This is a genomic window from Bradyrhizobium sp. CCGUVB23, assembly GCF_024199885.1.
In the GTDB taxonomy this organism is placed as follows: Bacteria; Pseudomonadota; Alphaproteobacteria; order Rhizobiales; family Xanthobacteraceae; genus Bradyrhizobium.
Map to the genome: position 1 here is coordinate 3,897,582 of NZ_JANADQ010000001.1, position 24,867 is coordinate 3,922,448.

16 protein-coding genes and 1 pseudogene are annotated in these 24,867 nt (G+C 56.4%); 9 read left to right on the forward strand and 8 right to left on the reverse strand.

Translation table 11 applies throughout. From position 1 onward, the window contains the following. The first annotated feature begins 197 nt into the window (after positions 1–197). Complete coding sequence (locus tag NLN62_RS17835) at positions 198–2,729, forward strand: RNA-binding domain-containing protein (RefSeq protein ID WP_254109679.1); 2,532 nt, start codon at positions 198–200, stop codon at positions 2,727–2,729. A 50-nt stretch (positions 2,730–2,779) separates the two neighbouring features. Here the strand turns inward: NLN62_RS17835 and NLN62_RS17840 are convergent, their stop codons facing one another. Next, a complete protein-coding gene (locus tag NLN62_RS17840) occupies positions 2,780–6,907 on the reverse strand; it encodes a HigA family addiction module antitoxin (protein ID WP_256575925.1) in 4,128 nt (1,375 codons plus the stop codon). 537 nt (positions 6,908–7,444) lie between these two features. Between NLN62_RS17840 and NLN62_RS17845 the strand changes: the two genes are divergently transcribed. After that, on the forward strand, positions 7,445–8,029 hold the full coding sequence (locus NLN62_RS17845; RefSeq protein ID WP_254109683.1) for a site-specific integrase: 585 nt from the start codon (positions 7,445–7,447) through the stop codon (positions 8,027–8,029). A 204-nt stretch (positions 8,030–8,233) separates the two neighbouring features. Here NLN62_RS17845 and NLN62_RS17850 read toward each other — a convergent pair whose 3' ends face one another. Then, entirely contained in the window at positions 8,234–8,875 is a 642-nt protein-coding gene (locus NLN62_RS17850) for a hypothetical protein (RefSeq protein ID WP_254109685.1), read from the reverse strand. After that, the gene (locus NLN62_RS17855; protein WP_254109687.1) at positions 8,872–9,591 is read right to left on the reverse strand and encodes a hypothetical protein; all 720 of its coding nucleotides are present in this window, start codon (positions 9,589–9,591) and stop codon (positions 8,872–8,874) included. The genes NLN62_RS17850 and NLN62_RS17855 overlap by 4 nt, the downstream gene beginning before the upstream one ends. Before the next feature lie 910 nt (positions 9,592–10,501). Here NLN62_RS17855 and NLN62_RS17860 point away from each other — a divergent pair. Together NLN62_RS17860 and NLN62_RS17865 are read left to right on the forward strand one after the other, a co-directional pair. Continuing rightward, on the forward strand, positions 10,502–11,767 hold the full coding sequence (locus NLN62_RS17860; RefSeq protein ID WP_254109689.1) for a caspase family protein: 1,266 nt from the start codon (positions 10,502–10,504) through the stop codon (positions 11,765–11,767). A gap of 14 nt (positions 11,768–11,781) precedes the next feature. After that, positions 11,782–12,504 carry a CHAP domain-containing protein gene (locus NLN62_RS17865; protein WP_254109691.1) on the forward strand — a complete coding sequence of 241 codons (723 nt, stop codon included), beginning with the start codon at positions 11,782–11,784 and terminating at the stop codon, positions 12,502–12,504. A 152-nt stretch (positions 12,505–12,656) separates the two neighbouring features. On the opposite strand, the gene NLN62_RS17870 is transcribed toward NLN62_RS17865, so the two are convergent. Continuing rightward, positions 12,657–14,210 (reverse strand): hypothetical protein, encoded by a 1,554-nt coding sequence (locus NLN62_RS17870; protein WP_254109693.1) that lies wholly within the window; start codon positions 14,208–14,210, stop codon positions 12,657–12,659. Positions 14,211–15,163: 953 nt separating this feature from the next. Continuing rightward, the gene (locus NLN62_RS17875; RefSeq protein ID WP_254109695.1) at positions 15,164–16,099 is read right to left on the reverse strand and encodes a hypothetical protein; all 936 of its coding nucleotides are present in this window, start codon (positions 16,097–16,099) and stop codon (positions 15,164–15,166) included. An 88-nt stretch (positions 16,100–16,187) separates the two neighbouring features. Between NLN62_RS17875 and NLN62_RS17880 the strand changes: the two genes are divergently transcribed. The 3 genes from NLN62_RS17880 (at position 16,188) to NLN62_RS17890 (ending at position 20,598) form a co-directional block, all read left to right on the forward strand. Further along, a complete protein-coding gene (locus tag NLN62_RS17880; protein WP_254109696.1) occupies positions 16,188–16,673 on the forward strand; it encodes a hypothetical protein in 486 nt (161 codons plus the stop codon). 43 nt (positions 16,674–16,716) lie between these two features. After that, positions 16,717–17,475, forward strand: coding sequence for a hypothetical protein (locus NLN62_RS17885; RefSeq protein ID WP_254109698.1), 759 nt, complete (start codon positions 16,717–16,719; stop codon positions 17,473–17,475). 87 nt (positions 17,476–17,562) lie between these two features. After that, the gene (locus NLN62_RS17890; RefSeq protein WP_254109700.1) at positions 17,563–20,598 is read left to right on the forward strand and encodes a plasmid replication protein, CyRepA1 family; all 3,036 of its coding nucleotides are present in this window, start codon (positions 17,563–17,565) and stop codon (positions 20,596–20,598) included. Positions 20,599–20,617: 19 nt separating this feature from the next. On the opposite strand, the pseudogene NLN62_RS17895 reads toward NLN62_RS17890, so the two are convergent. Continuing rightward, positions 20,618–21,262: pseudogene (locus NLN62_RS17895) on the reverse strand (magnesium chelatase domain-containing protein); the annotation flags it as partial. Between the two features lie 231 nt (positions 21,263–21,493). On the opposite strand from NLN62_RS17895, the gene NLN62_RS17900 reads away from it, so the two are divergent. Further along, entirely contained in the window at positions 21,494–21,739 is a 246-nt protein-coding gene (locus NLN62_RS17900) for a PilZ domain-containing protein (RefSeq protein WP_027525131.1), read from the forward strand. A gap of 190 nt (positions 21,740–21,929) precedes the next feature. Continuing rightward, positions 21,930–22,697: a tetratricopeptide repeat protein gene (locus NLN62_RS17905; protein ID WP_027525132.1), complete on the forward strand. Its 768-nt coding sequence runs from the start codon at positions 21,930–21,932 to the stop codon at positions 22,695–22,697. Positions 22,698–22,823: 126 nt separating this feature from the next. Here the strand turns inward: NLN62_RS17905 and NLN62_RS17910 are convergent, their stop codons facing one another. Continuing rightward, positions 22,824–24,113 carry an AAA family ATPase gene (locus NLN62_RS17910; protein WP_254109702.1) on the reverse strand — a complete coding sequence of 430 codons (1,290 nt, stop codon included), beginning with the start codon at positions 24,111–24,113 and terminating at the stop codon, positions 22,824–22,826. Positions 24,114–24,115: 2 nt separating this feature from the next. Further along, positions 24,116–24,850: a CpaD family pilus assembly protein gene (locus tag NLN62_RS17915; RefSeq protein WP_027525134.1), complete on the reverse strand. Its 735-nt coding sequence runs from the start codon at positions 24,848–24,850 to the stop codon at positions 24,116–24,118. Positions 24,851–24,867: the final 17 nt, after the last annotated feature.

Consider the following 24,867-nt stretch of genomic DNA (forward strand, 5'->3'; position numbering starts at 1 on the left):
CCGTTGATGGATAAACCCGCCTGATTCTAAACGCATTTCAAATCACGTACATGCCGCAACGCGGCTTTTCGCGATGTTTCGCCGGCCGGGGGGCCTAGACTCACCTAAAGAGGGGCTTTGACCTTTTCTTTAGGCTGAATAACCTCGGTTGATTCTCTCCGAGTAATACACCTTAAGCGAGTTTGCGAGATTCATCTATGTTCGATTTTGCTCCTATCCTCCATGCCATTGAGAGCAAGCAAATCCCTTCCAGCTTTGCTGACCTGTTCGGCCCCATATGGGACCAATCATCGAGTCGTTTCAACACGCAGGAGAGCTACACGCTCGATTTCAAAGAGACGATCCCTCTCAATTTCTCGGATGAATACGGCATTGGCATTGTTCGACTAGCGTTAGCATTACACAACTCTTACGGGGGCGTTATCGTCTTCGGTGTGAGGGACCGATCTCAGAATATTGTTGGCGTCAATGAAATCTTCGATATTGAAGTCTTCAATCGCTTACTGTCAGACGTATCCAATACAAATCTTCACTGCATTGTAAAAACGCTCGAGGCGACGGTTGAGCCTAAACGACAAATAGCTGTGTTGCTGGTGCCAAAGAGAGGCATCGCTGCTCCCGCCGTTCTGACGCGTGACTTTGGCAAGTACGGAGCAGGCACTTGTTGGATTAGGGATCGTCACGAGGTCCTGATTGCGACCGATCAGCATCTTCCAATGCTGTATTCAAAACGAAGCAATCCGCCAGATCGAACCAGCGACGCGTTACCATATCCAGTGCACAGGTCGCTTCCGCCGTCACCGGCAACCCTTCATCAATTTGTCAGTCGGCGCAATCTTATGGACGCCTTATGGCGCTGGTTCGTTCTCGGCGACCAACCGCGGCTCTATCTCGATGGTCCAGGAGGTTCTGGCAAGAGCACGCTTGCGTTTGAGTTTGCCCGCGTTCTCGCGGAGATGGGAAGCGATATCGTGAGTAAACAGGGGGATCGAGTCGACTATGTCCTGTATATCTCGGGAAAGGAAACAGAATACAACACTCAAGCAGGGAAGGAGCAGACGTTCGCCCTTCGCCAATTTGAAAGTTCGACAGAGCAATTCGCCCAAATACTCTATCATTCTGGATTTCTGAACGAGCCCGATCTCGAATCTCAATCGGACGAGAAGCTCGATGAATTGCTCTCGGAGCTATTTGACAACTTCTCGGGCTTGATCGTGATCGATGACATCGACGCACTGACGAGAAGAAAGGTAGATACTGGGGAAGAACAGCTGTTGATCAAGGCGGTCCAAGCCCGCAAGCGCACGCGCCTCCTCTATACCCTTCGCCAGCCGCCCAGTCACGCGAAGAAGTCAGCGGTGTCTGTTCCTGGGCTCGACAGCGCAACCGAACTTCCTGATTTTCTCCAAACCTGCTGCGCTCAGTTCGACGCGCCGATGCCAGTTGGGCAGCACATAAAAGAGATTGAAACCGCGACCAATAAGCTTCCACTGCTTATAGAAACAATCGTCTGGTCTAGAAAGTTCTCGGGCGACTACGTCGAAGCCATACGCGCATTCAAAGAGCGGGGTGGCGACGGAGCCCGTAGGTATTTGTATCAGAGGGAGTACGATCGGCTCCAGGAAGGAAAATCTCGTCAGCTGCTAGCGGGAGCATGCTTGCTTGGTGAACCGGTCAGCTTCTCTACCTTAGCAAGCCTTTTTCAATTCACGCGCGACCAGCTTATCGATGCGATCAGCGAAAGCTCAGTTGTCTTCCTCGTGGCGACTGAAAACGACAAAGGCGAAACGCTTTACCAGCTGAGCCCGCCGTGCGTTCCCTTCATTGATGAAGTCTCAAAGGGAATATCACACTACGAGCTTCTGAAGAGAAAGGTCGAGCATCTAAAGTCAATCAATGTACGGATGTCTCCGCGTGAAGCCGCCATTTTTGTAACGCTCGAACGCATGGTACGGAAGCGTGACCACGTGAACATTGCAAACATATGCGAAGCAATTCCTTCGGGCGATCTCGCGTTAGAAAATCCCCGGATCAGAGCAATCATGGGACGCGCGTACTCTAGTCTCGGTCCCGACTATAGGGAAAAGGCTCGGCAATGTTTCCGCCACGCAGAGAGCCTGAAATATCTCGACATCTTCATGTTGAGAAGTTGGTTTCACCTGGAAGTTAACTCCGGCTACGGTCTCGACGAGGCCGAGCGCCTTTGTCGCATTGTTATCGACGACGAGCAGATGAGCCCGCGCTACAAGAGTGAATTCTGGAGCAAGTTGGGCAGTTGTCACTATCAGCGCTCATTTTCGTACATAAGCCTGGACGCCGTACGTGCGTTCGCGTTGCTCAGAGAATCGATCAAGGCTTATCTTGAATCCGCTTGGATAGCGCGGTCTTTACGCATGTCTTCGATCGAGACGGTTGGATGGATGAGCAAACCGATCCGCCAATTGGCTAGCTGGGCTGGCGAGGACTTCGAACAACTATTCGTGCTGTTAGAAGAGTTGTCGGAGCAAAAGCACGATGTGGACATTGAGGGGATCGAAGCCTTCTTGGAACTATTTCTACGCTCACCGGTACCGAAGCAGAAACGACAACGAGATCGCCTAAAGGGCCTTTGTTCGCGGTCGATCAATCGGATCAGCAGAAATAAGCGCCCTCTATCCGCTAACAAAGGATTCGAGACCGTCGTCAATACGCTCGAAGCTTTACAAGCAAAGCTCCAAGAATTGAAGTAGGCTACTCTCTGAGCGTTGCCGCACGCCCAGATAACCAAGCAAGCATCTCATCATCGCATCCGGCGACGAAGACTAGCTTCGGTGTCCTGGTGGCTGGCGTCTGCTTCATAGTTTCGAGCCATTCCCATCAATAGGACCGCCGAGACGTATGGATGCGACGACTGCAGAGCTTCTCCCCACTTGCGGTATTTGGCTGCGAGCTCACGTTCCTGATCGCCGCCCTCCCCTCGCCAGTGAACACCGCGTGAGTTAAACAACCCTACCTGAACGCCGCGCATCAGCGGCTCGGACCGAATTTCTTCCATAACTTGCCGGACAGGTTCACACGGCCAAATGCCATCAGAGCCGATCGGCGCGTGCGCTAGAAGGTGGCCAATGCAAGTATCGGCAATGTCACGTCGGCTGAGATCGCGTGCCGATTGACGAACGGTTGCCAGCCATTTCGCCAAGTTGTCTGCCTTGAGCTCTCCGATCTCATTATGGCCGGGAATACGCCTCAAAACATCCAAAAGCTTGTATCCACGCTCCGCCATATTTCTCACGCGGTCGGGCGGCACAGTGAGTTCTTCTGGGTCCGTACCGCCGTCCTCGCGCTTATATGCCCATGCGATGGCCTGCACGAACAGCTCGGGGTGGGCCTCGATGTATCGTTCGAGGTTTGGAATTCCGTAGCTGTCGTGACGGCTATCCCAACGCTGGGCCAACACATCTATGAAAGCGAACTCCAGGCCGGCTTTCTGATCGAGTGTTAGGTCTTGACTATTATTCATATGCTTGAATGCTTGCTCTACATTGTAGTGCTCAAGCATGTACTCGCCCGACTTATCATTTCCGCCTTTTGCCATCTCCGATAGCAAGCGGAAGAGCACTTGTCCGTCGAGCCGATCGGGGTAACGAATACTGGAAAATGCGGCTCGGGGGCGTCCTGCCCTCAAGAGTCGTTCAACACTCTCATTGTTTTCCTCATCTGAATGACCAAGCCAATCGGGTACAACGTCGCTCCAATACTTATTTTGCGCCAATTTGCCGAGCGAATCGACTAGTTGCCAGGTCGGCAAACAATATGGCGCAAGCAATAACAGGCTAACTGTCTCCTCTTCGCATAAGTCGATAGAGATCGTCTTGATAATGAGGGTCCTCTTTCGATCATCCGAAACTGCACGCAGCACACCGGCTATAACGTTCTTGAAAGCGTGAACCTCGTCCTTGGCACCCAAGACCCGTCGAAGGGCGATCTGAAGCAACTCTACGACCTGCCCTTCGGTCAGAACTTGATTAGAAATCGCTATCGTTCCCACGATCCAGGCTGCGTTGCCGCGTTGAGCTAGATCGACCAATCCGGCCACCCCGCGTTGATCCACGATCTCGCGCATCGCATCAGCGCGTTGATCTTGAATTCGTTCGTTGCGCTTTGTGAAGTCTACTTCTTGGAGGTCTTCAATTTCGTCCGCGGATTCATCCACCCAACTATCTCGAAACAGCCATGCATGTCTGTTAACGATGTCTGCTGGTTCCAGCGACACATACGCTGCTTTAGCTGCGGAAGCCAAAGCTTTAGCTTGGGCGTCCTTTTTTGAACGTAGGGCTGCGCGTCGGGAAAGTGTCGAAACACGAATCTTCTCCCGCATCGCTGCCTTGTCAGCATCGCGCGCTTTGTCCTTTGCCCAGGCTTCGATTAGCGTCCAGACACGAGTTTGGTGCTCTGGCGACAAGCCCGGGAGGCGTTCAACAAGGTCGCTGAGAGTACTAAGTGAGTGCTCCTCCCATTTTAATGCCATTTCGACCATTTCGTGTTCGAATGCGAAAATGGGGTCCCAAGTTTGGAAGGGCTCGCCGAAACCAAACCCATCAGGTCGCCACCGGGGCTTATGGCTGTAATGGCCGACCTGATGATGATCGCCAAACTGAGCAACGCAGATCTTCCAGGCGACGTCCGGAAAACGCTGCGCCAACTTCCTCATCAAGCTGACTCGCACCTCATGACTAGCCGCCGTTTGTGGCATCCAGGCTCGAAAGATTGACTGTAACGAGTTCGTAGGTTTGTTGACCCAGTTATCGTTGATTTCTACCTGAGCTAGTCGGGCTAGAATCGACGCGGCGCGGGGCAACGTTTGTGGATTCCAGGACAACCCCTCCAATGCCCAAAGTAGGCCGGTGCGGCTCGGGCTGCGCCCGAAAACACCGGTTGCTGCTGGGCGCAATAACCCAATCACGGCCGGATCGCTCGAATTCAAGTCACGTTCAAGGATCGAAAGGAATTCTTCTGGCGCGGCTTCCGCATAGGTAGGAAGGTCACGGTCATTTGCCTCAAGTATTCGGGTGGTCAGTGGCGTCGATAGAACCCTGCGAATAAGAAGTGTGGCATCGCTTTCGGCGTCGAAGCCGAGCCGCCTCTTAAACAAATGGCCACCATAGAGCGCGAGCAGTACGAGCGTTTCAGAGATGCCCTCGCGGAAAACGCCAGAGAACTCTCGTTTCTTACCGTAAATGCTGGCGGTCCAACGTTTATCTTCGTCCAGATCAAGCGAAGGATCGTCTTCACGGAGCACTATCTCTGCTATCTGGAAATAGCGCTTAAGATCTTCCGCCGTCACCGCATTCGCAATTGCGTAGAGCAAGTCGATCTTAGAAATCACACCTCGATAGGCGCCAATCGACCAGACCGGGGCGTCGTTTAGTAGCGCCGAAGCTTGAAGTTCTTTCTCAAGCTCGTCATACGGCCTGTCACCTGCCAATAGCGATAGCCCTAGTCGGTCGGCATCATTCGTGCTTTGCCAAGCGCCGACAAGCAGGAATGGAACTAACTTCGTTGCGGCCTCCTTACGGTCAGCCCACTCGGGTGTCCGCAACGCTCCGGTCGCAAGACGGCGCCGCAACACAGTTAGCGAACGGCCAGACTCATTGGCGAGCCGGCTAATCTCGTCGCGGTCCTTCCCCATCGCTTCGAGAGCTGTATTGAACTCCTTGTAATTCACGGGCTCCAATACGATGTGAGGTTCTATATTTGCAGCATTGCGCGGGTAGACAACGATTGAATGAAGGAACTTTACGTGTGGGGCGAGTTCGCGCTCCACTTCGCGTGTGAATGCTACTGGGATAAATGTCTGCCCACCTTCTGCGAGTCGGGGCAGTACGCCGGGCCTATCAAAGACTAAGACGCGATCGCGATGTTTCGCGAGTTCGTCATCATCACTTTCATTGAATACTTGGGAAAGGAAGGCTAACGCTTCCTCGGTTGAGTCAGCTGCAATCACGATTGAGCCGTCGGGTGCATTTGCGAGGCGCGAAGATAACACGCGCTTTCCAGCGTTGATCGCCGAGCTGAAGAGCGCACCGATTAGCGGCGGATCGGTAACGTTGGCCCAATCGACCCAGCACTTGTCGAGTGAGCGGACATGCTGTGCCGGTATGAGGGTCTCATTGGCAAACCAGACCTGTCCCGGGATTGACTGCTCCAACCATTGTTCTAGGTCACTTGAATCGTATGCCCGTACATCCTTCCACTGACCTTTCGCTTTCGCGTTAGCGAGCCATGCATCTTTCCCCGGCCAGTGGCGCGGCGTAACAAAAACAAAGGTTGTTTCTTGGCGCTCTTTCCTCTCATGCGCCTTTACGCTTTTCTCGAAATCATCTTCCGCCTTCTGTTTGACGTTCTCATTCGTGCCGAATTCCCAGCCGGAGCGTCCAATGGGGACCCAGGGTGAGCCCTCGCCAGCGTCGACAAAGCCATCCCAACCGGGGCGCTCCGCATCGTCATTGCCGGGAAAATCAACTCCATTCAGCCCTCGGCCCGTCGAATGCACTAGGGTGCGGAGAAGGACCGAAAGTCGTGTGCGCGCAGGAATATTTTGAGTGATCCATCCTTCGATTTGGCGGGCTTTGATGCCAAGGAAGGGCGGAACGTAGGCTCTGGTCTCAGCAGGTACCTTGCCCTTTGCTAGGGTGGCGTCGTATTCGGCCTGCATCTCAAGAAGTTGCTCGCGCGTGTACTTCTTGAATGCGCTTTCAAGGCGCGCCGCCATGTCGGCAGACAGCGAGGAATTTCCATTCAGAAGGTTCGAGAGCGCTGGACGTCCAACGCCCATAAGTTTGGCGGCCCGTGTCACAGACATGCCACGCGGTATGATCTCCGCTCTAATGACGGTACCAGGATGGGGTATTTCTTTGAAAGAGGGCATAGCGGACTCAATTAAGTCGATGTCAATTGCAGCTTGTATCGTGTCGCGCTACAGAATACAATTACTCGGCTTGGCTGGAATCGCGAGAGCCCGGAGGTCGATGTGTCGGACTCGGATTTGGTGGAGATCGCCAAGCGGAATGGTGAGTTTAAGAGGAACTATGGACCGGTCCTAGGCGCAATCCTTTTTGCCTGGGCGAGCCATCTCGCAGTTCGCCCTCGGCCTATCGTGAGGCCGAGCTGGCTATTTGCGCTCGGAAGCGCGGCGATCGGGATCTGGAAACTCTGGCCCTGGTCCTGATGGTGACCCGACGGCTTTTATGGCGGGGCAAGCCGAGCTGATGTCATTAGGTATTGCCAAGCAGACTAAGGCGTTATTCACCCTGAAGTAGACTGATGATAGAAGGACAATTCTATCATCAGTCACAACAAGCCCCTGTGCTGCCGCGCATTATTTCCGACTAAGCATGTACGTGCCTGCCTGACTTGTTACAATCCAGCGTCCTGCTGCCTTTAAATAATGGGTTAGGAGGACGAAGTGGGGCTGGGAAAGCAAGCCAAGACGTTGAACAAGGGCCAGGTCGAAGCGATGCTGGCTTACCTGTCCAAGACAAGATACCCAGAACGAAACCGGCTGATCTTCTTGCTGTCGGTCAAAGCCGGACTCCGGGCGAAGGAAATCGCTCGGCTCACTTGGTGGATGACCAACGACTCCACTGGCGGGATCGGTCAGGTGCTGTGTCTGCAAGACTCGGCGAGCAAGGGGAAGTCAGGACGGATGATCCCGTTGAACACTGAAGTCAGGTCGGCACTGATCGAGTACAGAAAAAAGGTGATGGGCTTCGCCGGTCCCTACGTCGTCAGCACCGAGCGCGGGCTGTCCACTTCCCCACAGGCCATCGTGAACATGTTTCAAAGCTGGTACCGGCACTTGGGCTTCATGGGCTGCTCGAGTCACAGCGGGCGGAGGACTTTCATCACCGGAGCAGCCCGAAAGATTTCCGCCGTTGGCGGCTCACTAAGGGACGTTCAGATTCTGGCAGGTCATTCCAATTTGCGAACTACTCAACGCTACATTGAGCAGAATGGAGATGCTCAGAGAAAGGTAGTCGAGCAGCTATAGCGCCCCCGAGTTGACGGAGAACCCTTCTGCCCACCTGCCGGCTGGATCCCGCGATTTCGTCCGTTCCGCGAGCGCTTGGGATGTGGTAGCGCGATTGAGTTGTATCTGGCGCGCCGCTCCGTGGGACTATTGCGCACGCCCGAATTGGGCCTCATAGCTTTCATGCGATCTCTGTAGGAGAACCAAGTACCAGGCGCAGCACCACTACTTTTCAATGGTCAGCACGCAGTCCGCGTTGGCGTCGGGCGTCGAGAGGAGTCCGAAGTCAGCAGTTGTGTCAGCACCAGCGTTGTTCACATACTCGCCATCTGTGAAATGGCATGCCCAAGCATTGCCTGCATGTTGAGGAACGTTGTTGCTGTTTGAACCCTCGATGTCTCCTTGCTCCGACCGCCAATTCTTGTTGTCTTTGTTATAAAAAAACAAAAAGTGACGAGATGCTATTCGACCCGTGGAATCCCAATCCCTCATACCTAGCCGGACAATGCAACCATCTGGCCCACCACAGAACTCGATTATCGTGGACTCGGGTATCTTGACAGAAGTACCGCGCTGGGTTTTGGGAACAGTGAAGATAACTCGTTTGTTGTAAAATGCGTCTGCGGGCAGGGCTGTAGGTACCGGCTCCTGCTTCGCCTTTGCCTCTCGCGTTGCGTTCTGATCTTCAAGAGCTTGAATGCGGCTGTTGGCCGCTTCGAATGCTCGTTCTAATTGGTCCACCTTATCAGCAAGATTGTGGGCACATTCAACTACTGTCTGGCAATTCTTAAGCGGATCGGCATATGCCTGTGGTGCTACCACGAGCGCCGCGGCAAATGTGATCAAGCGGGCAAACCGGTTTCTCATTTCTCGATCTTCCCCACATTCGGCCCAAAGAGACGCTTCCAAACACCAGCCTCATTCGCGAACTTCACATAGTCGCTTAGATATCGGTCACGATTTGCGTCATCGAAGCATGCAGTCATCCTTGCCACATTAGCTACCGTCCCATACGTCTCAACGAAGCTGCTTATGGGGGTGTCGTCACGCGCATGCTCCAGTCGTTCTTCGATCAAGTATTTTCGAATCTCATTATAAGTATCGTAGAACTGTGTAGGATAAACACGAAACGTTTTGGTTATGGGGTTGCAGGAGAAGAAGCCAGTGCACTCACCAGCATAAAGTACTGGAGCAACAATGGTCAGATCATTTTTGGTAAAGGGGAGTTGTTGCAACACATCGCGCAGAGCTACCTCAAATACTTTCTGCCCGGCACATTGCGCCTGATCTATTAATTGGGAGAGCTTTTGGGTCGCACTGTCGATGAGTTGCTGAACTTTGATCGTGAATTGGGTTAGCAGAGCAAGCAAGTTTTGAGAGGTCTTCTCTTCGAGAGCATCTACTTTCTGTAGAAAGTCTGCGATCATGCCATTGAGCTGATCAAGCCGCTCCTTTGCATCGTTGTTCGTTTGCTGCTCTAGGGCGAACATCACATCGTGAGCACGGTCTATTAGACCTTGAGCTCTATCGGCAGCGTGGTCGACGCTCTCGTTAATACCAAAAATCCCTGGCAGATCGATCAACGTTGCTTTTGCGCCAGTCGAAAATATTGAAAACGCGATAAGGGTTAGGACTCGGGCCGCATATGCTAGGTGCATTCAATTGCCTCCGGCTGGGACGGGTTCGAGATCAAAAAACCTGCCTGCGCGGAGGTCGTTGCCCGGGTGCGGTCGGAGCGTTGCACTTCGCCGTTCCCATTTCAAACTCAATCCCTTTATCACAGCAATGGAAGGATATTAGCTCCATACCGCAATTGTAGACACCAAGCTTGAATGCGACTTGATCAAGCTCATCCATTTGCTCCCTCGTTAGGTGTCGATATTTTGCTGTTGAGAAAATTTATAGCTTGCGGCGTGCACCCATGGGCACAGTAAGAGCTGTACAAGGTACACGAAACAGTGAGGCGAATCTCATTGAATCCCCCGACCCAATTGCTGTCTTTTGAACTATACCACGCCGCAACCCTTGCGCGAGCATTTTTTGAGCACGTGCGATCGGGCGGCGTCAGGAAGGGCTACCTTCCAATCCGCGCTCTTTGACACAACTAGCTCGACCCCTTTCGGAATCAGGAGGGCTGGCCGAGCGAACGACAGACGAGAGTCGACACCCTCGTTGCTCATAGGGGCAGTTTTTCTGTAGCCGGGCGATGATCTTCGCGGTCCAGCTAGCGTACTGATCGATCGCAACAATGATCGCTTGAACGTGCTAGTAGCACCAGCCTTCTCGCGGAGCCCAACTGGTGAACCCACGATCGCGTCTTTCGTCGTTCGGATCGCACCACTTCAGTCCTCGGCACCGTCATAAACCGATCTGCCACCGGGGGGCTTCCTTGGCGGGACAAAGCCTGACCCTTGTGCAAAAACCTCTTCCAGATGTTCTGCAATTGTGATTGACTGGTTGACGTTTGCCCTGCACGCAATTAGGGGGCGATTTATGCTAGCGCGTTCATTTTTTGTCGCGGCCTTGCTTTTTTTTCAGACCGAGTGCGGCTTCTGCCAAAACTTCACTTGGCAGATCAAACCTGCGTACTCGACCCGTGAAGATAAGTCGTTTTCGCTGGAGCTTACGGACGATCAAAATTCGAAGCGGTCCATGTACTCTGACAGCCGTGCTGTCCTCATCATGGAAGCCAGGTACGAAGAAGGCAGCAACTGGACGCCGGTTGTAGAGCCCGCCAAAGAAAACGAGCAGATACTACTGAAGGCTCTGGAAGCTCGCGGATTTCATGTTGATATTTGGCGGGACTTGAAATCAGCTGAGCTGAAAACTGTCTTGGCAGACGTGTTCAGTAACTACGGCAACTTGCCTGATGGAAGGCTGTTCTTTTATTATTTTGGCCATGGCTATACCTTGGGTAGCCCTGCGGATTCTAACGGCACTAGGACGTTCATCGTCCCGGTCGATAGTCCGGATCCCCATCTAGATGCAAATGCCTTCAGATCGAAGGCTTTTTATATTTCGCAGTTGGCCGAGTACGCCAAGCAGGCGACGACTAAACACATCTTCTTCGCACTTGAGGCCTGTCGAGCGGGAGCAATCATTGCTTCTCTGGGGGCTGGAGGATTTCCGGTCGCACCCAAGGGTTATCTGCTGAGCCCAGAGCTACAGAATCCAGCTCGTCAATTTCTTACGGCGGGAAGCGCAGAACAAGACATACCTGCGAAAGGCGAATTCACCAGCATGCTTGTTGAGGGATTGGCCGCCGCCGACTTCAACGAAGATGGGTACGTCACGGGAACGGAGCTTATGCAGTTCGTCTTCACGAGATTGCCGCAGCGCGCCCCGGGTCAAAAGCCGGAGTACGGCAAAGTCGGAAGTCAGGATGGAGACACGATACTAGGTCCTGTTAACCCGCAAACGCATGTAGAAATTCAAAACGCAGCGATTCAGTCGACGCAGTTCCCTTTTTGCCGACATCCCGACCACGGTCTCGAGGGCTGGTCGAACTCGCAGCCTTGGTCGGCTGATTCAGATTGGCGCGGTGGCGGAAGCGACCCGCTGTCCTTTTGTAACTCTCAAAAAGTTCAGCGTGAAAGGGCCTTTCCAGAGCGAAACGTGACACTCGTTAAGACGTCCGAAGACCACCGGGCGACCTACAATCCGTTCAAGCACGATGAGTATCGCTACACTTGTCAATTCCTCGACCAATGGGGCCCGATTTACAAAGAGGCTAGATCGGCCTCCTGCGGCCACCTGTAGAAGGGATATCGCGTATGAATAGAAGGGAACTTCTCCGTCTGGCATCAGCGTTTGCTTCACTAACAATAACTGCTGCAAAGGCTGAGGATGATGCTTCCGATGTGGTGGCCTTTTTGAAAACGTGGGACGCGGGCCAGATTACTCTAGGAAGAAACATCCTCCCGCCCACAGATCCTTCTTGGAAAGATGCGTTCAAGATATTAGGCGAAGCTCCTAGGGGAAAGCGTCCGTTTGAAGTGGCGCAATACTTCAAGGAAAGTGTTCCTGCTAGATTTCAAGAGGCGTGGCCGGAATCAGACGCAAATCCGGTCATCGTAAAATTCTTCTATGATCTAAAGCAAAAACCTGCCGGCGATACCACCCCCTGGTGCGCTGCGTTTGTAAATTGGTGCCTGGCCCAATCTGGAGTCAAAGGGACAAATAGCGCCTCATCGCAAAGCTTCATTGATCAGCATTGGGGCAAAGAGATCTGGAAGGTCGGCGATGGCTCGCCAATCATGGCAAAACAAGGAGATATCGCCATTTTTAAGCATCGTTCCGATCCGACGCATGGACATGTCGCTTTCTTTAACAAGATGGACCCAAGTCAATCCGGGCATATCGAAGTTCTAGGGGGCAACCAACTCAAGCGGGTGGGTAACGCGATTATACATCTGATCGATTATGCCCCCATGCGGATAGACTCCGAGCTTCAACTCTTCTCCATCAGGACATCGGATGGATTGCGAGCAATGTAGAGGACGACGCTCCTTGCGCAGTACCAAAAGGATGCTCATTTATGCGAGCGTCAGACCCGGCACGAACATCAGGCGAACGGCGTTATGCTTGCCCGTGCCGGCTAAAGCCGGAGCCGAACGCGCGCATTGATCACTCCCTCGGCATCGATTTGTTATGATGTCGGCTTTTGGACGACGAGATTGCAATTCCATCCATTTGCATCAAGTGCCGCCATAATGGCCGGCCGCTTATCCGTGAACGTTAGCTGGGAGACGAGCCCTCCCTTTCCGAAAAGCACGCGGACACCTAATGCCGTATCAAGACTAACGGGTGAGGGCGTGTCTTTGCCGACCTTAAAAGCAATGAACATCGCTGCCGCTCCATCCGTATTGCTTCCAAATTTCTCTGTAATTTGGGCGTAACAACCGAAACGGAAATAGTGCTGTGCAATTAACGCCTCGCCGAGCCTTTGAGCGTCGAGCGGCTGCATCGAATCGAATTGTGCTGCTTCAGTCCTGTCGTTGATAATCACTGTCGGCGCCATCGTGGTCTTCAATTCCGAAACGTATTGGGGAAGTGGCTTGCCGTTTGAATCTAGATTCTTGGCTGTGCGCGATAGATCACGCACGAAATCGTCCAACACGCCCTCAACACGGCTGAAGTCGGGCTGGAGCGCTGGTCCGGGCAGATTTGGATCGGTGACAATGCTGGCTTCTTCTTCCGTCACACGTTTTGCTTCTGGTATCCAAGACCAGAGGATATTGCCCAGACGCGTAGCCCGTACCGCATAGATTCCTAGACAACGGATGAGATCGCCTTTGCTCGATAACGCGCCGCTTGCCAAATGGGTCAGCGCATAGGGAATGTCCTGGTCTTGCGAAAAGCCGGCTCCTTGAAGAGTGGTTGCAATTTGACTGCAAACCCCTTCGAAATTGGTCGACGGAATCTTTTGGGGCGCGGCATCAAGCGCTGCACGAAAATCACGTCGCAAGTCGTCGGAGGTGGCTCCCACAATTGAAGGAATCTGAGATACATTCAGAGTGACCGTGCTTAACTTCGTTTTTATAATATATCGCCCGGTCCTCAAGCGTATGGTCGTGCCATAGTTTTGGTCGGCGTTCATCTGCGAAAGTATGCTCTTGATGGGATCCTCGGTCGCTTGAGCGTTGGAAATTTTCGAGGCGATCGCAGCTGGGATAGCCGCCGGATTGAAGAGTGACCACAGTGGGGAGATGAGCTTCGATGCTTGATAGAGTGCCGAGAGCCCCGCGCCTTCCGTGAAATGGGAGGACCAAGCCACCGTCGGAATCAGGTAAATTTTTTGGGTGCCCTGAACGTAGATCGACTTCTGGCACGCATCAAAATTATCGACGACGCTTTGGTCCTTAATCGAAAATACCGGGACTATGGAGATCGCTTTTTCGGGAAGCTTGATCTTGCCGGGATCCGTCGCGTCCACCACGGCACTATCATTGCCCACGATGATATATTGGTTAGCAGAATCGTTGTGATGCAAAAAGAAATCGCCGATAGCGTCTGCTAGATTACCCGAATCCTTGGCGAGGCCCGGGCCGCGCTCACAGACGAACCTTATCTCGTAAAGAGTGTGATCTTTCAGCTCCTGGTGAGGTCCAGAGCTGTCAACACTGTAGCCAAGTGGTGGTTTTGCAAAGGCCGAAGTTGACCACAAGCAGCATGCCAGCAGCGTCAGCCCCAATCCTCTCACGGCAACCTCCTTTTGCGATTCAAAAAAGAATTTTCAAATATGTCCTCCTCACCGGTCCTTGCAGCGCCCTGAATCTGCGAAGACTGAGCTATCAAGGGGTGCTGTCCGGAGAGGCACGAGGGATAGTCCACACCATGTCACTTAAGGTTGCAAGCGGTTCGTGCAGCCAAGCTCTGTGGTAGGGCTTACCAAGCGACCGGTGAGCAACCCCGCGAGCGCAACAGGCATATTGATGGAAGTCTTAATACTCAGGTCGGCGCGGGTCGATGTGGTATAGATGGACTTGGCAGCACCTGCCCCCGGGGGTAGCCGATTTAGGATCCCCCTGAAGGAGAGCCGGCGAGTTACTAAGCGTGACGTCCGAACCGGCCACGGTCGCGCTCGTGATTTGAGCTACCCGTAATCCGATTTATCGACCGGCGATGAGCGCAATTCAGACCATCGAAGCCTCTCCAGGAGCGCTCCAACCAATAAGTAATTCGACATCTCGGCGTGAATGACCAAACCGTGACCTCCGTTGCAGGGGTACTCGCGGAAAATCCCGGTGGGCCGAGACACCGGTCGGAGCGTCGGACCAGTCGGTCCGGTACGCTCCTGGGAATGAACGACCGAAGCGGGCAAGGTCGCTAATCTAAGCCCGCGAGAGACGGAGAAGCTTTAGACCGTCGAGGGTGGCACTGTCGTCGGATCGGCCGTGCCGAGACGCTGCGTAGACAAGCAGAGGCGCAAGGGGGCGAACCGCACTACCCGTCCCGGCCGAGACCATGGCTCCTCTGGTCCGACGTTTCCGACGCCGTTAGACGCAGCGGGAGGGACGCTTTGCCAGTGCGGCAAAGCGTTTGCCTCAACCATAACCGCAACATAAGGGCAGATGCGAGATTCAGGTTACTAGATCTCCCGAACAACCCGAAGGGCGTTCACCCGAACGGAGTGAGGGTGAGGTACAATCTGAATCACTTGAAATCTCGAAATCGACAGGCGACAGCAGGCCGAGACTTCGGGATTTCAGGTAAGTCATCCTGTTCACGGTCAGCATCCAGTATCCCACTCGGCGGGTCGGGGAACGGCACTGCGCGACGGGCTTCCTCAAACACGTGCTCGGCCGAAATCGGATCGTCTCGATCGAGTAGCTTTAGCGCGGCACGCAGCTCCTGCTCGGTGCTCCCCGAGTTGATCTTCAGTTCGTCATCAATCAGGCCAAAGGCTCGGTTGCCCGATTTGGCGATTTTCTTCCTGATCTCGACCAGATCCCTGACGTACGCGCGAACGTGATCGAGCACAGCCTCCTGCCATTCGCAAAGCCGTTTATCGTATCGATTGCGCTCGACGTCTCGCCGATCGAATACGCTGATGCCAGCTTCCCTCAACCGATCCAATGCATCATTCACCATCCGCCGTTGTTCTTCGGTCAGGTTTGATCCGATCACGGCGTAAGCCTCGAAAGGTAGATGGTTCGGTACGGACGACCCATTCGGCTCGGGTCCGTTGGTTGCGCGCTTCTTCCGCAACTTGAACACCCAGGCCAGACGAAGCCTGCCCTGAGCGTCCGGCCTCTCCGTCAAATACGGGTCATCGATCACCTCCACCTCGCCAGCGTAGACGTACCGGGATGTCTCGAAGACCTCGAACAGGTACAGTGTAGCCCCAGCTGCCCGCGAGTTGGCCAGCGTCCGGTTCTGGCGATCAAGCCTCTGTGGTCCGACGGCTCCCATGCCGACGAAATGGAGGTCGCCGTCGATCCACTCATTGCGGTAAGTCGTGTCCGTATTGTTGGACACGAGCACGATGAGGTTGCGTCTGGAATTGACACGGATGCCGCCCATGTTCGCGACCCCAAATGTCGCGCAAACCGTTTGATTGTCGATCGTGTCGCCTATCCCCAGAAACATGACGTGTCTCACCTAGACCTTCGTGAAGCCAAATTGTGCAATCCGAGATATTGAACTGAAGCTACCGTGACTGAAGGGATCGCAGCGCGTGTCGAAAAACTATCAGAAGCTGTGGAAGGATCAGATTCGTGGCCTCGCTCGTAAGAACATGGCACGGCGCAGCCTAGCGCGCGAAATCAATCGAGACGATCCCGGAAGCGCCTTTGACCTAGTTGTCACCCTCATCGAGGACGGAGACGAAGATGATCAAGTGCTGCTTAGGACGTTTCGCGACGCAAAGCTTAACGTGAATGATCCCTTTCATTGGTGGCAGCTGTTGCATGATCTGATCATGATCCACACAGATCGACCCGTCGGCGCGTCAAGGATATGGACACCGGAAAAGATCAAGAAGCTTGAGAGAGACAGCGTAACTGTTGGTCGACATCATCCCCCAACCATCAGCATTGCTGAAGTTTGTAAGCGTTTAAAGAGCGAACTGCGTTATGAACAAACGCCCCAAAACCTCCAGTTCATAATCTCGCGGCTCGGATTGACCGATCGGATCAAGGAAAAGATCCGCCACAGAAAATAGCCGGGACTTCGAGCTTATAACCATTGCGACATGTGGAGGCCGATTGATTCAATTGGTCACCACGCTTCGCAATATCCCTCTGTTGTCAGCCCTGTCAAAAGAGACCCGTCCGGCGACGCCGTGCCCGCTGCAGCTTGCAAGCTGGATGATCGGTGCGCGCGGACGTTTGTGCTCACACAGCGATAGGAGGCAATTTGTGAACGTCGTGAATTGGAACAGGACGGGCAGAGCGGACACCCTGAACAGCAACAAGGAGGGCGATCCGCCCAGCCAACGATACGTCTGGATCGAGGCCGATGAGGCTCGGCTGAAAGCGCTCGACTCAGATCCCACAATGAAGCCCGATCACAGGTTTACGCTCAACGACCTGGTGCTCGCCACTTACTATGAGGACAAGAAGGGGCAGTTGTTCGGCGTCCAAACAGCGGATCAGGAAATCCGCGACGTCATCGACGACCTTCTGGACCTGTCCATCATGGAAATGCAACGTGAGAATGCGACTGTCGTCGGGCTCGTCGTCATCCTGATCATGCGTGTGCTCGAGACACACAGGAGGCTGCGCAAGCAAATTCTCGGACCAGTCCTGTTCCACTCTCGATCCTCGGCCGAGGTGCGTGCAGAAATGGCGTGCGTCTCTAAGACGCTGGATCGGCTTCGCGAGGAGCTCGACGCCACGCTGGTTCTTGAATGCCGCTCCAAGATCGGCGTGGTGAAAACGGAGGAACCTCACCCGAGCGATGGGTCAATCGACGAATCCGATGTCGGACCCTCCAGCTTGGATATCGGTCTGCGCCCCACTTAGGCTCCTCCGCCCTAACTTTCGCGTTGTCGCGCTGCCGCCCACGGGCGGCGCGCTATCGCCCGTCTTATCCCAATCAGGACCCGCATCGTGCGAGATTCCGGCTTCACTTGCTCTATCGGCGTCAACACGGGGATTATAGACAAGCCAAATCGGTCCGCGCCCATCGATTTCGGAAAGAACTGGCAATCGATTGAGGCAACGCTCGACGATCTGGCCGATCATGTCTCGCGTGGCCACGCCATTGCGCCCCAGTACAAGGACGGTCGCCGTAAGGCGATCTCTTTCGCTCGGGCCGGCTTCTTGGCCGCTGACGTTGACGAGGGCATCACCCTCGATGAGGCCAGGGCTCACACAGTGGTGCGTCGCCATGCCGGCCTGATCCATACGACAGCATCGCACACCCCACAGAGACATCGCTTCCGGATCATCTTCGTCTTAGATGAGGTTGTCCAGAGTGCGAAGGATTGGGCGGATGCGCAGCTTGGGCTAGCTGTTGTGCTTGGCTCCGACAGGTCAGTTTCCGACGGAGCGCGCATGTTTTTCGGGAATAGTCGAGCCATCTTCGTCCGAATTTCGAGGTCGATGCCGGCTCAGGTCGTAGCGGACCTGATTGCAAGGGGTAGGGATGCGCGTGCACAAAAGGCAGGTCCGGTGGACAGTCGATGGCCGGTCGATTCGGCCCGACGCATGGGACCCGGCGAGTTGGTGAAACTGGCCACCGGCGAAAGCTGCCGAGTGGATGAACTTGAACTTGCTGCCAGCGTGCATTGCCCCTATCACGCGGATACGAATCCGAGTGCGTTTGTCTTGAGGTCGCGGCGCGGCAGCGTAGGAATCTATTGCTCCGCCTGCAAGGTTACGTTTTGGCCGGACGATCAACGCGACTCATATGACTTCGACGCGTTCGACAAGCTTTTCGAAGCTAGGCGCGCCTGCGAGCAGTACAGTCAGGAAGACGCGATCGGGTTTGAGCGATTTTTTCCGCCGAAGCCGAAGTTCGTTCGGTCCCAGCAGAAGTTCTTGCCTGCGATCACGTATTCGCCGGGGGTCACTCTCGTTAAGAGCCCGAAGGGATCTGGGAAGACGGAAGCGCTAGTCTCGATAATGCGGCAGATCTTGGCGAGACAGCTCCCAGGAATCAGACGAAACGATCGGCCAAAATCAATTCTCCTGATCGGACACCGACGAACGCTCATCATTGAAGCGGCTGCCAAACTTGGCTTGCGCTGTTACATCGATGTTGATCGAGAAGATCCCAAGGGTGTTCTTACCTTGGCAGTGTGCCTAGATAGTCTTCCGAAATTCAATGAGTCGTTCAACGCGAGGAATGGACAACCGGCATGGCGCCGAAAGGGTCCATTCGATTTCGTCATCATCGATGAGGTCGAACAGGTGCTAAAGCACCTCCTAAGCGAGACGATCAAGCAGCGCGCCGGGGTGGAACAATGCTTTGATGCGCTCGCGTATGAGATCACGCATGCTAAGGCCGTGGTCGCTCTTGACGCTGACATGGGCCTCTTGACCACTCACGCAATGCGGACGCTGCGACCACGCGATTGGGAGGGAAACTGCCGGATCATTTGTAACGCGCCGATCGTATCGGGCGAAAACAGACAGATGCGCCTCCACCGGGACCGCAAGCTGCTGGAGATGGAGCTGATTGCGGCAGTGCGCCGAGGTGAACGGTGCTTCGTCGCGAGCAACGCAAAGGAGTTCATCCTGAACGCCGAGCGCATGATCCGGAATGAGTGTGGCGAGGAAGTCGTATTGCGGGTAGTGACTGGTGACAACTCGCAGGACGAAGCTGTCGTGAGGTTCGTCAAGAATATCAGGACCGAGTTCTTGAAGGTGCAAGTCGTGCTCGCGTCGCCATCACTGGGCACTGGCATCGACATCACGTTCCCGAACGGCGAGTGCAAGGTCGACCGTGTCTTCGGGTTCTTCTATCCCTTGGTCAACACGCACACCGACATCGACCAACAGCTTTGCCGGGTTCGCAATCCCGGGGCTGTCGACGTCTGGATTGATCGGGCTACATTTAACTTCACTTGCAACGTCGAGGTGATCAAGGATGATCTCGCGCGCGCCTATGCCGTCAACCGCGCGGTGAGAGGACGGCGCCCCGACGGTATGGTCGACTACGACCCCAATGATCCCCTGCTTCTGATTTGTGCGCACGTCACCGCCCTTGAGCGCGCATCCAAGAACCGCCTCGTCGAGCTGTTTTGCAAGCTCAGAGAGGCGAATGGATGGGTGATCGAGCGGGTCGAGGGCCGAGTAAAGGCGAGCCCTTACGACCAAGCTCGCAGTCAGCGACGAGACGAGCGGGCCGAGATGCTGCTCAAGGCCGCTAAGCTCACGGAGGCCGATTACATCGATCTGGATCTGCGGGTGAGCAATGGCGCCACCCTCTCTCCCGGGGACAGGGCAGCATACGAAAAGTATATTTTCGAGAGCACAATTGGCGTGCCGCTCGATGAGGAGCTGGTAGAGATGAATCTCGACGACAGGCTCATCGAGCGCGTCCGGACCATGGCGGAGATCACCGCGCTTTGGGTGACGGACGACTTCCCCGATCTCCTCAATGTACTGGCCGAACCGCTTCAGCTGTCTAGGGGCCGCGTGCAGATCACCAGCCCGGCTCGAATGATCGGAGTCCTGATGCGAGTAGCTGGCCTAACCAAGCCCGCAGGGTTCAATTCCCATCACTCTGTCACGGCCGCCAGCCTCACCGAGTTCGCACGCGTTTGTGCAGAAAATCGGACTGCCATTGAGGAGATCTTCTCCGAACCAATGCGGCAGGATCTCGAGGAGAACCCGGTTCGCCAGCTCAACCGGTTTCTGGATCGTATCGGCCTGCGACTTAAAGTCGCGCGTTCGGAGAAGACGCAGACCGGCGGCAAGACCCGTTACTACGCGCTTGATCCGGTTCTGCTCGAACGCATGACATGGTTGGCAGCCTCATATTCTGAGGTGCAACGGGAGCGGGAAGTTCGTCAGCAAGAGAACGGCAACTTATTCAGCCGTCGATCACGGGACCAGACGCCCCAACAGGGGACAGCAGAAGAATCGACATATATGAATACAAATACGGGTCTATTGTCCCTGATCGGGGATGATTGATCCGGACAATTGTCTACGACATCAGCAGATGATGTCCGCCGGCCGCCGCGATCTCCAGCGCGCGCTTGGCGCTTTCCTGGCCCTTGATGTCGCGCAGGTCGAGCGGGGAGGCGGCCGCCTCATGCACCTTCGGCGAAGGCCGCGACAGCACCTGCGTGCCCTTGAAGTGGTTGGCGATCTGGATCAGCGAGCTGGCGGCGATGATCTGAATGTCCGGGCTCGCCCAGGCCGCTTCCGAGCCGCAGGCCGCCGGACAGATCAGCCCTTCCTCGCGGGCATTGGCGCCGATCGCGGCCGGCAGCACGCCGGCGACTGGCGCGATCGAGCCGTCGAGGCCGAGCTCGCCGAGCACCGTGAAGCCGGTGAGGGCATCCGGCGGGATGGCACCGATCGCCGCCATCAGCCCGAGCGCAATCGGCAGGTCGTAATGGCTGCCTTCCTTCGGCAGATCGGCCGGCGCCAAATTGACGATGATCCGCCGCGCCGGCAGCGCCAGCCCCGAGGCGATCAGCGCCGAGCGCACCCGTTCGCGCGCCTCCGAAACCGCCTTGTCCGGAAGACCGACAATGGCAAAGGCCGGCAGGCCAGGGGCGACCTGCACCTGCACGTCGACCGCACGGGCCTCGATCCCCTCAAAGGCGACGGTAGAAACCCGCTGAACCATGCTCGAACCAGCCTGCCCCTCTTGCACAATCGAGGGTAGCAGGCGGCCGTTTGTCTGGCAAGAACAAGACGGGAACATTTATCCCGCCCTCCAGGCACGTCCTAACGAGGCGTAAACGGGACGGGGACAGTAAGCCTCGAATGCGAGCCGATCCGCTCAGCACATCCCAACGAATGTTCGCTACCTGTAGAGGCGCGGGATGGGCCGTGATCTAACAAGTGAATAATCGAGATGCTTGCAAATCGCCGGAGAAGCGAACGTCGGGTGTGCAGTCGGCTTGCCAAGATACATTTTGGCGCGGGGTCGCTGCCGAGGGACTGCACGATCACGGATATTTCCGATGGCGGTGTGAAAGTGGTGGCGGAGTTCCTGGAAGTGCCGCCGCAGTTCACCATCATCTTCGCGCCGGACTATTCTCGCCAGTGCCAGCTCCGCTGGCGCATCGGCTGCGAATTCGGCGCCGAATTCATCGACTAGAGCCTGATCCGGACCCGAAGGGCCGCGTTAGCGCAAAGTGTGAAGCGGTTTTCCCTCGCGACAAACGCGGAACGCGTTTGCGCGGAGATCGTGCTCAAACAATAAGACCGCACGAGGCGACGCTCCTTAACCGGAATTTAGCGTTAATCGGGAAAGCATCTCTGATCAGTCGCCGACGGTAGATCAGAGCATGTCCCTGCGTTCGTCCCTTGTCTCTTCTCCGGCGCGATTGCTGCTCTCCGCGCTTCTCGCGCTCGGGCTTTGCGGTTGTCAGACCACCGGGCTCGAGGACGTCACCGGCGCGCTCGGCATCAGGTCGGAAACGACCCGTGAGGCCAAGCCTGATATGGACGCCTTGCGCGAGCGCTACCGGGCCACGCCAGGCGATCCCGAGATCGCGTTGCAATACGGCAAGGCGCTGCGCGAGAACGGCCAGCGCTCGCAGGCCGTCGCCGTGCTCGAGCAGGCCGTGCTCACCCACTCCAACAACAGGCCGCTGCTTGCGGCTTATGGCCGCGCTCTCGCCGACAACGGCAATTTCCAGCAGGCCTTCGATGTCCTGAGCCGCGCGCATACGCCGGAGGATCCCGACTGGCACATCCTGTCGGCGCAGGGCACGGTGCTCGATCAACTCGGCCGCAACGAGGAGGCGCAGCAATATTACGGCAGCGCCCTGAAGATCGTGCCGGACGAGCCGTCGGTGCTGTCCAATCTCGGCCTGTCCTACGTGCTCCAGAACAATCTGCCCAAGGCGGAGGAAACGCTGCGCCGCGCCTATGAGCGAGCGCCGCAGGATGCGCGCGTGCGGGCCAATCTCGCGCTCGTGGTCGCACTGGAGGGCCGCCAGGCCGAGGCCGAGGGCATCGTGAAGGCTGATCTGCCGCCGGACGAGGCCCAGGCCAAGGTCACGGCGCTAAGGCAGCTCCTCACCAAGAAGCAGCAGAGGGCGGAGAAGTAGCTGCCGCCCGCGACAGGCCAGGCTAGGGCATGATGAGTGCACCGTGTCAGCCGGCGAACTCGGATCACCTCTCCCGTAGGGAGAGGTGAGTATCGAGGCGCCGGACGGATCTGATCTTGTCAGAGCTTACGACGCCTTGCGGTGCGGCGCGGATTCGCGCTTCGGCTTGCCCTTCAGCTTCTTCAGCAGCGGCGCCAGCAGCGACTGCCTCGGTTTCTTGACCTCGCCGCGCCCGGCAAGCCGGTTGGCGAGGTTCTGGAACGTCTCGGCGGTGCGGTGGCTCTTGGAGACCTCCGCGATCATCTGGCCGTTATTGGCGGCCGTCGAGAACAGCTTCGAATCGAAGGGAATGACCGCGACCGGCTGGCTTTCCATGGTCTTGGCGAAGGCCTTGACCTCGATCTCCGCGCGCTTGTGCATGCCGACCTGGTTGAGGCAGTAGAGCGGCGGCCGATCGTTGGGCCGCGCGGCCTTCAGCACGCTCAGCATGTTCTTGGTGTTGCGTAAGTTGGCGAGATCAGGCTCGGCCACGATCACGATGTCGTCGGCGTTGATCAGCGCGCGGCGCGTCCAGCCCGACCATTGATGGGGCACGTCGAGCACGATGCAGGGCGTGGTCATGCGCAGCGTGTCGAAGACCGCATCGAAGGCTTCGGCGCCGAAATCATAGACGCGGTCGAGCGTGGCGGGTGCTGCCAGCAGGCTGAGACGCTCGGTGCATTTGGCGAGCAGGCGCTCCATCAGCGCGGTGTCGGGGCGCTCCTGCGTCAGCACCGCGTTGGCGATGCCCTGCACCGGATCCTGGTTGTAGTCGAGGCTCGCGGTCCCGAAGGCGAGATCGAGATCGATCACGACCGAATCGAGCGCCAGATCGCGCGCGATGGTCCAGGCGACGTTGTGCGCGATCGTGGATGCACCGACGCCGCCCTTGGCGCCGACCACCGCGATGACGCGGCCGGTGATGATGGCTTCCGAGGCCGAGAACAGGCTGCAGATCGAGCGCACCACGTCGATGGTCTCGACCGGCCCGATCACGTAGTCGTTGACGCCGCGGCGCACCAGCTCGCGATAGGGCGCCTCGTCGCTGGGATTGCCGATCACGACCACGCGGGTGCCGGGATCGCAGACGCCGGCGAGGTCGTCGAGCCCTTCGAGGATGTCGCGCGTGCCGTCGGATTCGATCACGATCACGTTCGGCGTCGGCATCGTGCTGTAGGCCTCGACCGCCGCAGCAAGCCCACCTTCCTTGACGGTCAGATGCGCCTTCGCAAGCCGGCGGTCCTGGCCGGCCGCGGTGATCGCGTCATAGGTCTGCTCGGTCTCGCAAAACGCCTGCACCGAGACCCGCGGGACCGGCGCAATGTGTACGTCGGGGTGCTGCGGATCGTCGGCGTCGTCTTCGTAGTGGGCGCTCATTGTCATTTGCCCGTGTCGCTGAGTTTGGCCTTGTCGGCGTCGGGATAGGTCGTCGAGGTCGGCATGCCCTTGCGGTACTTTTCGAACGCGATCGCGCGCCGCTCTGCATAGGCAGGCGTTTCGGCGCGCGGCTGCTCGAGATCGGCGGGGTTGTCGATCATCGCCGCGAGGTTGCGCTGCGTCGCGCAGCCGAGGTTGAAGTACGGCCTGTTCTCGTTGTAGCCGGGGTCGAAGATCGACGGCCCGGTATCCTCCGGCCACAGCCCGCAGGGACCTGCGACCGCGGCGATCTTCGAATAGCTCAGCCGGATGGTCGGCAGCAGGGCGGCATCCTCGGGGCGATAGGGGCGCTGCACGATGCCGCGCGCGGGCACGCCGCCGGCCGCCAGCACCGAGCGGATTTCGTGGTAGGTCGCAGCCGCAGCGCGGGCGTTCTTGGTGTCGACGGGCACGTCGACCACGACGGCGCCGGTGCCTTCATGCGCCCAGTCCCGCGCGATGCCCATGACGTCGGCGCGCTGCGCTTCTGATAGGCCGCCGCGGGCCTGGCCGACGAAGATCACGATCGAGCGCTTGCCTTCCTGCACCGCGATCGGATGGCGCTGGCGATAGTCGGTCGGCACCGTCTGGGTGACGACCTCCTCGGTGGTGTTGCATGCACCGAGCATGACGGAGAGCCCCATCAGCGCGACCGCGAGGCGTAGCTTGTTGCGGCAATCGACCGGTAGTCTCGTCATCGCTTCATCCCCCTCGT